The organism is Pseudomonas sp. Snoq117.2 (assembly GCF_900110545.1).
Classification (GTDB): domain Bacteria; phylum Pseudomonadota; class Gammaproteobacteria; order Pseudomonadales; family Pseudomonadaceae; genus Chryseomonas; species Chryseomonas benzopyrenica.
In genome coordinates this window covers 82,598-95,729 of sequence record NZ_FOED01000011.1, presented here as the reverse complement: position 1 = coordinate 95,729, position 13,132 = coordinate 82,598, and the positions used below count along the sequence as shown (strand labels likewise).

Annotated in this window: 10 protein-coding genes; 4 read left to right on the top strand and 6 right to left on the bottom strand. The window is 67.5% G+C overall.

What is annotated here, in order from left to right:
* Positions 1-13 precede the first annotated feature (13 nt).
* From BMZ43_RS21040 to ptsP, 3 genes are read right to left on the bottom strand one after another with little or no spacing between them, the layout of a single operon-like run.
* Entirely contained in the window at positions 14-1,771 is a 1,758-nt protein-coding gene (locus BMZ43_RS21040) for a PTS fructose-like transporter subunit IIB (RefSeq protein WP_093256296.1), read from the bottom strand.
* Positions 1,768-2,736, bottom strand: coding sequence for a 1-phosphofructokinase (gene pfkB, locus BMZ43_RS21035; protein ID WP_093256294.1), 969 nt, complete (start codon positions 2,734-2,736; stop codon positions 1,768-1,770). The genes BMZ43_RS21040 and pfkB overlap by 4 nt, the downstream gene beginning before the upstream one ends.
* On the bottom strand, positions 2,733-5,615 hold the full coding sequence (gene ptsP / locus BMZ43_RS21030) for a phosphoenolpyruvate--protein phosphotransferase (RefSeq protein WP_093256292.1): 2,883 nt from the start codon (positions 5,613-5,615) through the stop codon (positions 2,733-2,735). Before ptsP ends, pfkB begins: the two co-directional genes overlap by 4 nt.
* A 280-nt stretch (positions 5,616-5,895) precedes the next feature.
* Here ptsP and cra point away from each other — a divergent pair, with 280 nt between their 5' ends.
* Entirely contained in the window at positions 5,896-6,888 is a 993-nt protein-coding gene (gene cra / locus BMZ43_RS21025) for a catabolite repressor/activator (protein WP_064307921.1), read from the top strand.
* Positions 6,885-7,682 carry a TatD family hydrolase gene (locus tag BMZ43_RS21020; protein ID WP_093256290.1) on the top strand — a complete coding sequence of 266 codons (798 nt, stop codon included), beginning with the start codon at positions 6,885-6,887 and terminating at the stop codon, positions 7,680-7,682. The genes cra and BMZ43_RS21020 overlap by 4 nt, the downstream gene beginning before the upstream one ends.
* On the opposite strand, the gene ampD is transcribed toward BMZ43_RS21020, so the two are convergent.
* Complete coding sequence (gene ampD, locus BMZ43_RS21015) at positions 7,679-8,239, bottom strand: 1,6-anhydro-N-acetylmuramyl-L-alanine amidase AmpD (protein WP_093256288.1); 561 nt, start codon at positions 8,237-8,239, stop codon at positions 7,679-7,681. The genes BMZ43_RS21020 and ampD overlap by 4 nt on opposite strands.
* Positions 8,239-8,715 (bottom strand): hypothetical protein, encoded by a 477-nt coding sequence (locus BMZ43_RS21010; RefSeq protein WP_026083798.1) that lies wholly within the window; start codon positions 8,713-8,715, stop codon positions 8,239-8,241. Before BMZ43_RS21010 ends, ampD begins: the two co-directional genes overlap by 1 nt.
* 83 nt (positions 8,716-8,798) lie before the next feature.
* On the opposite strand from BMZ43_RS21010, the gene BMZ43_RS21005 reads away from it, so the two are divergent.
* Positions 8,799-9,278 carry an MOSC domain-containing protein gene (locus BMZ43_RS21005; RefSeq protein WP_093256286.1) on the top strand — a complete coding sequence of 160 codons (480 nt, stop codon included), beginning with the start codon at positions 8,799-8,801 and terminating at the stop codon, positions 9,276-9,278.
* A 255-nt stretch (positions 9,279-9,533) separates the two neighbouring features.
* A complete protein-coding gene (locus BMZ43_RS21000; RefSeq protein ID WP_064307918.1) occupies positions 9,534-10,826 on the top strand; it encodes an NAD(P)/FAD-dependent oxidoreductase in 1,293 nt (430 codons plus the stop codon).
* Positions 10,827-10,888: 62 nt separating this feature from the next.
* Here BMZ43_RS21000 and BMZ43_RS20995 read toward each other — a convergent pair whose 3' ends face one another.
* Positions 10,889-13,075: a DUF1631 domain-containing protein gene (locus BMZ43_RS20995; RefSeq protein ID WP_093256329.1), complete on the bottom strand. Its 2,187-nt coding sequence runs from the start codon at positions 13,073-13,075 to the stop codon at positions 10,889-10,891.
* Between the last annotated feature and the right edge of the window lie 57 nt (positions 13,076-13,132).

The following is a 13,132-nucleotide window of genomic DNA, read 5'->3' as shown; positions in this document are numbered from 1 at the left end:
GCTAGGCTCTGGATCAGGCCGCGGGCACCAGCTCGGTGGCGGCTTCGTTGCGCTTGAGCACCGCGTAGATCACGCCGGTCACCAGACTGCCGGCCGCGATGGCCGCCAGGTACAGCCAGGCATGGCTGATGGCGTTGGGGATCAACAGCACGAAGAGGCCACCGTGGGGCGCCATCAGCTTGCAGTTGAACAGCATCACCAGGGCGCCGGTGAGGGCGCCGCCAATGACGCTGGCCGGGATCACCCGCAGCGGGTCCTTGGCGGCGAAGGGAATCGCGCCCTCGGAGATGAAGCACAGCCCCAGCACCGACGCCGCCTTGCCCGCCTCGCGCTCGCTCTGGGCGAACTTGTGCCGCGCCAGCAGGGTGGCGATGCCCATGCCGATGGGCGGCACCATGCCGGCCGCCATGGTGGCGGCCATAGGCCCGTAGGTCTTGGACGCCAGCAGGCCGACGGTGAAGGCGTAGGCGGCCTTGTTGATCGGGCCGCCAAAGTCGATGCACATCATGGCGCCGAGGATCAGGCCGAGCAGCACGGCATTGCTGGTACCCAGGTTGTTGAGGAAGTCAGTGAGTCGACTGAGGGCGCCGGCCACCGGGGTGCCGACCAGATAGATCATCACCAGGCCGACGATGAGGCTGGCGAACAGCGGGATGATCAGGATCGGCTTGAGCGCCTCGACGCTGGCCGGCAGCTTGACGTGCTGGGCGATGGCCTTGGCCACGTAGCCCGCCAGGAAGCCGGCGATGATGCCGCCGATGAAGCCGCTGCCCAGGCTGGCGGCCAGCCAGCCACCGATCATGCCAGGCGCGAGACCCGGCCGGTCGGCAATGGAATAGGCGATGTAGCCGGCCAGCACCGGGACCATCAGCTTGAACGCCGATTCGCCGCCGATCTGCATCAGCGCCGCGGCCAGGGTGCCCTGTTCCTTGAAGGCCTCGATGCCGAAGACGAAGGACAGGGCGATCAGCAGACCGCCCGCCACCACCATCGGCAACATGTAGGACACCCCGGTGAGCAGGTGCTTGTAGACGCCCGCGCTTTCCTTCTTTGCGGGTTTGGCGCCCTCGCCCGCCGCTGGCGCAGCACTGCCGGCCAGGGTCTCGCCCTCGGCCAGCGCCTTCTTGATGGTCGCCTCGGGTTGCTTGAGGGCGACCCCGGTACCGCAGCGATAGACGCGCTTGCCGGCGAAGCGCTCGACATTGACCTCGATGTCGGTGGCCAGCAGCACCACGTCGGCATCGCGAATGGCCTCGGCCGGCAGCGGATTGCGCGCCCCTACCGAGCCCTGGGTTTCCAGGTGCAGGCGATAGCCGAGCTTCTTGGCCGCGTTCTGCAGCGCCTCGGCCGCCATGAAGGTGTGAGCGACACCGGTCGGGCAGGCGGTGATGGCCACCAGCCGTGGCGTCTCGCTGGCACTGGCCGGTACGCTCGGCGCAGCGCCACTGGCCGCCGGGGCCTGTTCCAGCACCTTGGCTTCGCTGGCGGCGCGTTGCAGGAAGGCATCGACGTCGCGCAGGGCTTCGGCCGGCGCGGCGCGATAGACACGCTTGCCGACGAAGCGGGACAGATCGACCGCCCCGGTATGGACCACCACCACCAGTTCGGCGCGCGCCACCTGATCGTCAGTCAGCAGGGTGGCCTCGGGGCCGTCGTGGATCTCGACGCTGGTGGTCCAGCCGCGGCGCTGGGCGGCGGCGTCCAGCAGGCGCGCGCTGAGCACGCTGGTGACCATGCCGGTCGGGCAGGTCGTGACGATGGCGATGTTCATGGGGTTACCCCTGATTCTTGTTCTAGCGGAAAGTCGGGAAGGACGCGTACCCGCACCTGGTCTTCGAAGGTGGCGAGTTGCGCGGGATCATTGATGCCGAAGCCGATCTGGGTGACCGCCAGGGCCGCGATGGCAGTGGCCGTGGTCAGGGTGCGCTCCGGCGACTGGCCGGTGAGCAGGCCGTGCAGCATGCCGGCCAGCAGGGAATCCCCTGCGCCAACGGTGCTGGCCACCGTGACCTTGGGCGGCTGCGCCTCCAGGGTCAGGGCGCCATACCAGCGCACGCCATCGGCGCCCTGGGAGATCACCAGGTGCTCGATGCCCAGCGCACGCAGCTGTTCGACCAGCAGCGCCTGCTCGGTGGCGGTCTCGGCGGGTGCACCACAGGCTTCGGCCAATTCTTCGGTATTGGGCTTGATCAGCCAGGGACCGGCGGCCAGGGCGGCGCGCAGGGCGGCGCCACTGGTGTCCAGGGCCACCGGCAGGCCCAGCGACTTGAGCCGACCGACCAGCGCGGCCAGCCACTCGGGGGTCACCCCGCGCGGCAGGCTGCCGGCCACCACCACGGCGTCGTGGCCAGGGGCCAGGCGATCGAGGGTTTCGAGCAATTCCTGCTGGGCGGCGGCGGACACCTCCGGGCCGGGTCCGTTGATGTCGGTGATGCGCCCAGCGGCCTCGGCCAGCTTGAGATTGCTGCGGGTTTCGCCGGCGACCCGGACGAAGGCATCGGTGAAGCCGCGGCGGGCGAACAGGGCCTCGAAGGCGGTGGCGTTGTCAGCACCGAGAAAGCCGCTCACCGTCAGGTCGTGGCCGAGATCGGCCAGCACCTGGGCGACGTTGATGCCCTTGCCGGCGGCATGGACGATCACCGCCTCGCTGCGATTCACCGCGCCGGGCTTGAGCTCCGGCAACTGGACGGTGAGGTCCAGCGCCGGGTTGAGGGTCAGGGTGAGGATACGGCTCATCGCAGGGCCTCCACGCTCTGCCGCACTTCGGCAGCGGTACCCAGCTCCAGGGCGCGCGCGGCGCAGGACTGCACCCGACGCAGCTCCAGTTCGCGGACCCGGGCCTTGACCAGGGGCACGCTGCGGGCCGAGACCGACAGCTCGTCCACACCCAGGCCGACCAGCACCGGCACCGCCAGGGGATCGGCGGCCAGCTCGCCGCAGACGCCGACCCACTTGCCGTGGGCATGGGCGGCGCGCACCGTCATGTCGATCAGGCGCAGCACGCTGGGGTGCAGGCCGTCGGCCTCACCGGACAGCAGCGGATGGCCGCGGTCGATGGCCAGGGTGTATTGCGTCAGGTCGTTGGTGCCGACGCTGAAGAAGTCCACTTCCGGGGCCAGCACCGGCGCCAGCAGCGCGGCCGAGGGCACCTCGATCATGATGCCGACCTGCAGGTCGGTGGTGGGGATCTCCAGGCGCAGGCGGTCGAGGATGTCACGCGCCTGACGCCACTCCTCGACCCGGCCGATCATGGGGAACATGATCCGCAGCGGCCGGCCGTCCGCGGCCTTGAGCAGGGCACGCAGCTGGGTCTCCAGCAGTTCGGGACGGCGCAGGGTCAGGCGGATGCCACGGATGCCGAGGAAGGGATTCTCTTCCGGCGGCAGCGGCAGATAGGGCAGCGGCTTGTCGCCACCGACGTCCAGGGTGCGCACCACCAGCGGCTTGCCGGCCAGGCCATCGAGGGCGCGGCGGTATTCCGCTTCCTGGACGGCCTCGTCGGGCGCGCTGTCGTGGCTCATGAACACCAGTTCGGTCCGCAGCAGGCCGACGGCTTCGGCGCCCTGCTCCACCGCGGCGGCGGCCTGGGCGGTGTCGCCCAGGTTCACGGCGATCTCGACGTGGTGGCCGTCACGGGTGGTGGCGCTTTCGAAACGGCGCGCTTCGGCGGCGCGGCGGCGTTCGGCCTGGACCTCCCGCTCACGCTGCACGGCGTCGATACGGCTGGCATCCGGAGCGATTTCCAGGGTGCCCTTGTCGCCATCCAGCAGCAATACGCTGCGTGGCGCCAGATCCAGCACGCGGCGACCGGCACCGACGATGGCCGGAATGCCCAGGGCGCGGGCGACGATGGCGCTGTGGGAGCTGGCACCGCCACGGGCGGTGAGGATGCCACAGACGCGCTCGCGATCCAGTCGGGCCACATCGCCCGGACCGACCTCGTCCATCACCAGCACATAGGGTTCTTCAGGCTCGCGGGCGGATTCGACGCCGCACAGCTGGGCCAGTACCCGGCGACCAACGTCGCGCAAATCGGCGGCGCGTTCGGCGAGCAGCTTGTCGTGCAGGGCTTCCTGCTGGCTGGCCGCCTCCTCGATCTGGGCGTCCCAGGCCGCGGCGGCGCTGGCGTTGGCCTTGAGCCGGGCGGCGATGCCCTGCTGCAGATCCGGATCTTCCAGCATCTCCAGGTGGGTCAGGAAGATCTCGCGCAGGGCACTGGCCTCGCTGCGCGCGATGAGCGCCTCGATGTCGGCGCGTACCGCAGCCAGGGCCGCATCCAGCCGCTGGCGTTCGGCGGCAGCGCCTGCGCCGGTGGCCGGATAGTCGAAGTGCTGGGGCGCCACCACATGGGCCGGGCCCACGGCCAGGCCGGGGGCGGCGGCCACGGCCTGAGCGCGATCGCCCGGGGCCAGCGGCAGTTGTTCGGACGGGTCCACCAGGCTGATGGCGGTGACCCGGGCGGCACCGGCGGGGGCCGGGGCACTGGCGGTGACCGGTTCCACCTCTTCACCGAGACCGGCCTGCACGGCGCCGATCAGATCGTTCAGCGCGGCCGCGGCCGGGGTACCGGGTTCGACGAGGAATTCCAGGGTCTGGCCACGCCGGGCACCCAGCGCCAGCAGCCGCGACAGGCTCTTGGCCGAGACCGGGGCGCCGCCATCGACGCGCACGCGGATCTCGCCGTCATAGGCCTTGGCCAGCCGCGCCAGCTCCTTGGCCGGACGGGCGTGCAGGCCATGGGCATTGGCCAGCACCACCTGGGCGCTGGGCCAGTCGGGGGCGACTTCACCGCCCAGGGCCTGGAGCACGGCACGACGCGAGGTGGCCTGGGCCAACTCCTGGCCACGACCGGCGACGAGCAGATCGCAGAGGCGTTCGAGCAGGGCGCGATGGCCCTCGCCCAGGCTGGCCAGGCAGAACAGGCCACGCACCGGCTGCTCCTGCAGCTGCAAGGTCTGCAGCGGGGTAACGAAGGCCAGGCCGGGGCGCTTCACCGCGGTCTCGCTGTTCAGCCACCAGAGGCCGTCGCCCAGGGGCAGCGGCTGGCTGGCCTGCAGGGCACCGGCGAAGCCGGCACCCACGCATTCCATGTGCTTGAGCATGCGCGCACCCTGCCAAGCCAGGTCTTCCAGGTCCTCGGCGTCGATGGCCAGTTGCACCAGTTCTTCGTCCAGCGCCAGCGCCTGGGGCGCGCCCTGCAGCAGGTCGAGGATCTGCTGGGGTTCACGGGCCTCGCGCAGGGCCTGCTGCAGATCGCTTTCACCGAGGGCACGGGTGAGCAGCTGCAGGATGCGCAGGTGTTCGTCGGATTTGGCGGCGATGGCGATGGCCAGGTAGGTCAGTTGACCATCACCCCAGTCCACCCCGTGCGGGAATTGCATCATCCGCACGCCGGTGACATGCACCTGGTCGCGGGTCTGCGGCGTACCATGGGGAATGGCGATACCCTGGCCGAGGTAGGTGGAGCCCTGGGCCTCGCGGGCCTTGAGCCCTTCGAGATAACCCGGGGCGACCAGGCCATCGGTCACCAGGGACTCGGCGAGCATGGCCAGGGCGGTCGCCTTGTCCGGCGCCTGCTGGGCCATGCGGATATGCTGGGCATTGAGTTCGAACATGGAAGGATACCTCCGGCGCCGCACGCCTGATCCTGGCGCCGTGCCTTTCTTGTAATAGATGCTTGCCGGCTCGCTCAGCCCTGCAATCGCGCCCGGAGAGGCGTGGCAGGGCCCTTGGCAGATTCGTGCCAGCCCTCGGACAACAGAAAGCTGAAACGTTTCACCCAATGGGACTGGAACGTTACTCGATAATCGCCGATCCTTGAAGCACAACACACAATAAAGACCGTCTCGTTCATGGCGTACAGCACAGGCGATTCAGGTCCGATGAGGAACAGGCGTGAAACTCAGCGACATCGCCCAATTGGCCGGCGTATCCCTTACCACCGCCAGCTATGTCATCAATGGCAAGGCGGCGCAAAGGCGCATCAGCGCCGCGACCGTGGCGCGGGTCATGGCCGTGGTAGAGGCCCACGGCTATCAGCCTGATCAGCGCGCCGCCGGCCTGCGCCGCGGGGCGACCCACACTCTGGGCTTTCTGCTGCCCGACCTGGAAAACCCCAGCTACGCTCGTCTGGCCAAACAGCTGGAGCGACGGGCGCGGGCCCGCGGCTACCAGTTGCTGATCGCCTGCACCGACGACAATCCCGACAGCGAGCGCCAGCTCATCGCGCTGTTTCGTGCCCGCCGCTGCGACGGCCTGTTCACCGCCAGCAGCCTGGCCGAGGACGACGCTCCCTACCGGCAACTGCAGGAACACAACATCCCGATCATCGCCATCGACCGCCAGCTCGATCCCGCGCAGTTCTGCTCGGTGGTCAGCGACGACCACACCGCCGGGCGGCAGCTGGCCGCCACCCTGCTGACCCCGGATACCCATAGCATCGCCCTGATCGGGGCGCGTCCGGACCTGGTCATCAGCCGCGAGCGCGCCGCCGGCTTCGCTGCCGCCCTCGCCGATCATCCGGCACGCCACTGGGAGCGTCATGCTCCTCACTACAGCCGCGACGGCGGCCGCACCCAGGCGCTGGCCATGATCGAAGAACTCGGCCACTGGCCCGAGGCCCTGCTGACCACCTCCTACGTCCTGCTGCAGGGTGTGCTGGACGTGCTGCGCGATCATCCGCTGGCCGCGGGTGACACCTTGCGCCTGGCCACCTTTGGCGACACCCAGTTGCTCGACTACCTGCCGTTCAAGGTCAACGCCATTTCCCAGCAGCACGAGGTCATCACCGAGCGCGCCCTGGAACTGATGCTGGACGCCCTGGAAAACGACCACTACCTGCCCGGTGTCCAAGCCATCCCGAGGGTCCTCAAACGCCGCCTGTCATGAGTCTGCTGATCGACACCCACAATCACCTGGACTATCCGGGCTTCGACGCCGAACGGGCGGCGCTGCTGGCCGACTGCGCGCGACTCGGCGTGGTACGCCAGGTACTGATCGGTGTCGAGCGCAGCCAGTGGCCGCAACTCTGGAGGGTTGCAACAGCCCATGACGGCCTCTATGCGGCTCCGGGCCTGCATCCGCTATACCTGCAGCGCCACCAGGAGGCCGATATCGAGGCGCTCAGGGCCTTCTGCCTGGAACGTCGAACCGATCCCCGGCTCTGCGCCCTGGGCGAGATCGGGCTGGACTATTTCATCGAGGCGCCCGACAAGGTGCGCCAGGCCTGGTTCTTCGAACAGCAGGTGCGCCTGGCCATGGAGCTGGAGTTGCCGGTACTGCTGCACGTGCGCCGCGCCCATGCCGATGTGGTCAGGATCCTGAAACGCCTCAAGCCACCCCGGGCCGGCATCGCCCACGCCTTTTCCGGCAGCTTCGAGGAAGCCCGCGAGTATCTGCGTCTGGGCTTCAAGATAGGTCTGGGCGGCGCGCCCACCTGGCCCCAGGCCAGGCGCCTGCAGCGCGTGCTGCCGCAGCTGCCACTGGATGGCATCGTGCTGGAGACCGACGCCCCGGACATGCCACCCGCTATGCACCCGGACGTGCGTAACAGCCCCACCCATCTGCCGGCCATCTGCGCGGCTCTGGCGTCGCTGTGGCAGGTCTCGCCTGAGACGCTGGCAGCGACCACCACGCGCAATGCCTGCGCGGTGTTCGGCTGGGAAGCGGATCGCCTGCGCTAGGCCTCGTGGCCCTGCAGCTCGGCATGCAGACGCGGCCAGTCGAACGCCGGGCCCGGATCGGTCTTGCGTCCGGGGGCGATGTCACTGTGACCCTGGATACGGTCCGCGGTGATCGCCGGATAGGCGCGTTGCAACGCCCGCGTCAGCCGTCCCAGGGCGCGGTACTGGGCATCGGTGTAGGCCAGGTCGTCCGTACCTTCCAGCTCGATGCCCAGGGAGAAGTCGTTGCAGTTCTCGCGCCCCTCGAAGGAGGAGACGCCGGCATGCCAGGCGCGTTGCTCGCAGGACACGAACTGGGTCACCACCCCATCGCGTTCGATGAGAAAGTGCGCCGCCACCTTCAGTTCGGCGATTTCCGCGAAGAAGGGATGGGCCGAGTGATCCAGGCAGTTCTGGAAGAAGGTCTGGACGCAGCCGGTGCCGAACTGCCCGGGCGGCAGGCTGATGTTGTGGATCACCAGCAGGGACACCTCCGTCCCGGGCGGTCGTTCGTTATGGTTGGGCGAAGGACAAAGCCGCGCCTCGCGATACCAGCCATCGACGAACACCCCGTCCATCAACGGGCCTTGGCCTTGAGCGCGTCGCGCAGGGCATTGGCGTCGCTGAATTCGCGCTGGCTGACAAAGCGGCCATGGTCGAGGGTCACCCAGAGCACTTTGCTGGCATCGCCAGGAAAGCGCGGCACGATGCGCGATTCGCGATCGAGCAGTACCCGATAGCCGTACTTGCGCATGGCCGGCACGGCGAACATCCGGGTAATGGCCGCCGGCATGCTGCTGATGTCGGCGACATAGGCCACCCGGGTGCCGTCAATATAGTTCGCCGGCTGCTCGCGCATGGCTTCCTTGACCAGCCCCGAGCCACTCATGCTGCGCGCCACCAGCAGGACCTGCAGCTGGTCGTCGAAGGTATAGGGCCGATCACGCTGATCTAGCAGGGTGAAGGGCGCCACCCGCTCACCCGGTTCGAGCGCCAGGGCGGTCAGGGGCAACAGCAGGCACGACAGTAACAACGCCAAAACTCTTGCGCGCATGGCATCTTCTCTTGAACGGTCCATAAAGGCCGCTATCCTGCCCTACCGCTCGGATTGGCACCACCATCGCGTCGAGGAGCCCCATGATTCCGCTCAAAGAACTGCTCGCCCAAGTTCCCCAGTCCGGCGAGGTGCGCTGGATCGGCGTGCGACCCGCCTCGCGCGCGCCCATGGTCGAGGTCGAGGCGGTGGAAGCGCGCCGGGATGCGGGCCTCACCGGCGATCATGCCCGCCCTACCCCACGCAACCAGCGCCAGGTCACCCTCATTCAATGGGAGCATCTGCCGGTGGTGGCCGCATTGATCGGCAAGGCCGTGGCACCCGCCGACCTCCGCCGCAACCTGGCCATCGCCGGAATCAATCTCTTCAGCCTGAAGAACCGGCGCTTTCGCATCGGCCAGGCGGTGCTGGAGACTACCGGCTGGTGCCAACCCTGCGCACGCCTGGAAGAACGTCTGGGCGTGGGCACCTTCCAGGCCATGCGTGGCCATGGCGGTCTCACGGCCCGGGTCCTGGAAAGCGGCATCATCCGCCTGGGCGATCGGGTGGAGGTCCTGGATTGACCACAGTTTCCCTAGGGTCGAATGGCCAGGCCAGCCCGGTTAAACTAGCGCGACCTCTCGTCGCCGCGCACGTCCTTGCCAGAGCAGATGCAGGCCGCCTCCCTTGAAAGTGACGACTTTTCGCCCATCTTCTCTGCTAGATGACTCGATTCTCGCGCGCTCCGACGACCCCAGATTCCACCGGCCCGGGACTGCGCCCGCTTGCGGCGACGCGCCCGGTCCGGCCAAGGCTTTCCTTCTCTAAGAGTGCTCTCCATGACCCATCGCATCGTTATCGTCGGCGGCGGCGCCGGCGGCCTGGAACTGGCTACCCGCCTGGGCCGTAGCCTGGGCAAGCGCGGCCAGGCGCAGATCGTGCTGATCGACGCCAATGCCACCCACCTGTGGAAACCCCTGCTGCACGAGGTGGCTGCCGGCTCCCTCAACTCCACCGAGGACGAGCTGAGCTATGTCGCCCAGGCCAAGTGGAACCATTTCGACTTCCAGCTCGGACGCATGACCGGCCTGGATCGCGAGCGCCGCAAGGTGCAGCTGGCCGCGATCGAGGACGATGGCGCCATCCTGGTTCCGGAGCGGGAGATCGGCTATGACTCCCTGGTGCTGGCCATCGGCAGCACCACCAACGATTTCGGCACCCCGGGCGCCGCGGAAAACTGCATCTTCCTCGATACCCGTGCCCAGGCCGAACGCTTCCACCGCAAGCTGCTGACCCACTATCTGCGTGCTCACGTCAGCGAGCAGCCGGGTGAGTACATCGAGGTGGCCATCGTCGGTGCCGGCGCTACCGGCGTGGAACTGGCGGCCGAGCTGCGCAACGCCGCCGAAGAGCTACAGGCCTATGGCATGGATCGCATCCGCCCCGAAGACCTGCGCATCACCCTAGTCGAGGCTGGTCCGCGCATCCTGCCGGCGCTGCCCGAACGCATCGCCGGCCAGGCGCACCGCACCTTGGAAAAACTCGGCGTGCGGGTGCTGACCGGCTCGGCGGTGAAGGAAGTCCGCGCCGACGGCCTGCAGACCGCGGGCGAATTCGTCCCGGCCAGTCTCAAGGTCTGGGCTGCCGGTATCCGCGCTCCGGCCTTTCTCAAGGACTTGGCGGGGCTGGAAACCAACCGCATCAACCAGCTGGTGGTCAACTCGACGCTGCAGACTACATGCGACCCGAATGTTTTCGCGCTTGGCGACTGCGCGGCCTGCCCGCTGACCCCCGGCGACACCCGTACCGTACCGCCCCGGGCGCAGTCCGCTCACCAGCAGGCCTCGTTGCTGGTCAAGACCTTCAAGGCCCGCCTGGAAGGCAAGCCGCTGCCCGACTACGTCTACAAGGACTATGGCTCGCTGATCTCGCTGTCGCGCTTCAGCGCGGTCGGCAATCTCATGGGCGGCGCCCTGGGTAGCCTGACCCTGGAAGGCTGGCTGGCGCGGACCTTCTACGTCTCGCTCTACCGCATGCACCAGGTCGCCCTCTATGGCCCGCTGCGTGCCCTGGCGCTGTTTGCCGGCGACCACCTGAGACGCAAGACCGAGCCGCGCCTGAAGCTGCACTAGGCCCCTTGGCTCACGCACAAAAAAGCCGTCCCTTGGGACGGCTTTTTACTGTCGCAGCGACCTCAGGAAGGCGACTGACCCCGCAGGCTGCCGATCACCGAGGTCATGGCCCGGTCGAACAACAGGGCATCGTCCAGCAGCCGTACCCGGCCTTCCTGGTAATCCAGCGCCAGTTCCTCACGGGTGCGGTCCAGCACCTTCATGCCGGTGCGATTGACGAACACCAGGCGGCCCATGGGGCGAATGACCGCGGCCAGCTTGCAGCGCAGCTTCTGCTCGACATCGAGGATTTCGAGCCAGGCGCCCACCGACAGGCTATCCACCCAATCCAGGGAGTCACTGGTCAGTCCGGTGATCCGCTCCGCGCGAGGCAGCTCGAAGGGCTCAGCGGCAGGCGCCGGCACGGGCACCGCGACCGCGGCCTCCACCGCCGCCACTTCTGCCAACTCGGGACGGGTCTGCTGGAAGGTCTGGACGTGCAGGGATTCGAGTTCAGTGAAGAATTCGGAGGTGGAGAACGGATCGAAGGCCGCGCTGGCCAGGCCTTCCCGCAGTGCCTTGAGCAGCCCGGGCACCATCTCCAGCAAACGCTGGCGCGACGCTACATCGTGGTGGGGCTGGATGCTCCAGATCAGATCGTCCATGGTCTTGAGCGCCGCCCGCCATTCGCTGGAGTCGTAACCCTGCTTCAGGCAGGTCAGCAACAGCACCTGACTCCAGGCTTCGCGTAGGACGCGTTGCACGGCGGCCGGCAGCTGATGTTCCTGCAGGCGCTGGCTCAGGACGTGCTCGACCTGCAGGCGTGCGATCTCGGCCCGTGCCCGCCCCTCCTCGGCATCGCGGGTACGCTGTTCGAGCAATTCGCTGCGACGCTGCTCGTCACTGACATAGGCCATGAAGTCGGCCAACAGCTCAGCGAAGATCTCCGGATCGTCGACGAAGTCGGACAGCAGGCGCTGCACGATCTGCTCGATCTTCTGATAGAGACCGTCGCGCTGTAGATCGCTCTGCTCGCCCCAGCCCAGGGAAGCGGCGGCGATCTCGTTGAGCAGTCGCCGCGCCGGATGGCTGCCGCGACTGAAAAAGGTCTTGTCGAGGACCGCCACCTTGAGCATGGGAATCTGCAACCGGGCGATCAGCGCCTTGAGCGAATCCGGCAGGGTGAGGTCGTCGAGAATGAATTCGAACAGCATCGCCACCAGATTGATGACGTCTTCGTCGACCTGCCCCACCACGCGCTTTCGACCCGAGCGCTCGCTGATGCGGCCCAGGGCCACGCCCAGTTGCGCCTTGAGGTCATAGCCATCCAGGGACTGGCTGGAAATCTGCTGCTGCAGGTGAGAGAGCAGGCGCATGAGGTCGTAGCTGGTGATGACCTGGCCATCGCCGGTCGCAGCCCCCTCATCGGCCGCCATGCCGCCACCCAGGGTGGCGCTGCCCGGGGTACGCAGCTGGGCCAGCAGGCCCTGCAGGGTGCCGAAGAGCTCCTGGCCATCGTCTTCGCCGTTGACGTGGGCCGGGGTGCGCCCGCTATAGCCCTTGGCCGAGCGATTCGGTACCTGCTGGGGAATGGCCTTGAGCTGGGGCAATACCCCTGCATCGACCAATTGCCGATTGGATTCCGCGTACAGCTGACCGAGGCCGTTGAGCACGAAGCGCTCGAACAGCTTGTAGATGATCAGCTTGACCTTGATGTCGGTGTCGAGATCGCGGCAAGCTTCGACAAAGGCCTCGCACAGCCGGCGTGGCCCCAGGGGATGGGTCGAATCATCCAGCTTGCTGGCCAGCTGGGTGTTGAATCTGATGGTCAGGTGGCTGATGGCCATGGCGTTGTTGCTGAGCGCCTTGGCTACCATGGTGTCCACGGCGACGCTCTCTTCCAGGGCATCGTTCTGCACCAGGCTCAGGTCTTCATAGGAGACGCTGTCCAGACGCATTTCCGGCTTGCTGCCGACCAGATTGTTCAGGGCGGCGAAGCGCTCGAAATACTGTTGGAGAAAACTGCGCTCGATGCTCTTGCGTCTGAGGCGCAGGTCGCGCATCGCTTCGAAGTAGAGACTTTGTTCCTGGTTGCTGCCGGCCCGATCGGCCATTTCAAACAGCGCATCGTCGGCGTTGTCGAACAGCTGCTGCAAGGAGGCATTGAGTCGCTGAGCGGCGCGATCCCTGACCGGCAAAAGCACAGCAGGCAATCGGGAAGAAGATTCCCCGAGCGCCTTGAAATGAACCACATTTACGTCGTTCTGCACCACCGCCTCCCACAACCGTTCTTGCGTTCGGCTGAATCGCGTTCCACTACAGGAGCA

Excerpts from the sequence above, each read along its gene's own strand:
- BMZ43_RS21040 (WP_093256296.1), bottom strand. The coding sequence starts at position 1,771 with ATGAACATCGCCATCGTCACGACCTGCCCGACCGGCATGGTCACCAGC.
- pfkB (WP_093256294.1), bottom strand. The coding sequence starts at position 2,736 with ATGAGCCGTATCCTCACCCTGACCCTCAACCCGGCGCTGGACCTCACC.
- ptsP (WP_093256292.1), bottom strand. The coding sequence starts at position 5,615 with ATGTTCGAACTCAATGCCCAGCATATCCGCATGGCCCAGCAGGCGCCG.
- BMZ43_RS21020 (WP_093256290.1), top strand. The coding sequence starts at position 6,885 with ATGAGTCTGCTGATCGACACCCACAATCACCTGGACTATCCGGGCTTC.
- ampD (WP_093256288.1), bottom strand. The coding sequence starts at position 8,239 with ATGGACGGGGTGTTCGTCGATGGCTGGTATCGCGAGGCGCGGCTTTGT.
- BMZ43_RS21010 (WP_026083798.1), bottom strand. The coding sequence starts at position 8,715 with ATGCGCGCAAGAGTTTTGGCGTTGTTACTGTCGTGCCTGCTGTTGCCC.
- BMZ43_RS21005 (WP_093256286.1), top strand. The coding sequence starts at position 8,799 with ATGATTCCGCTCAAAGAACTGCTCGCCCAAGTTCCCCAGTCCGGCGAG.
- BMZ43_RS21000 (WP_064307918.1), top strand. The coding sequence starts at position 9,534 with ATGACCCATCGCATCGTTATCGTCGGCGGCGGCGCCGGCGGCCTGGAA.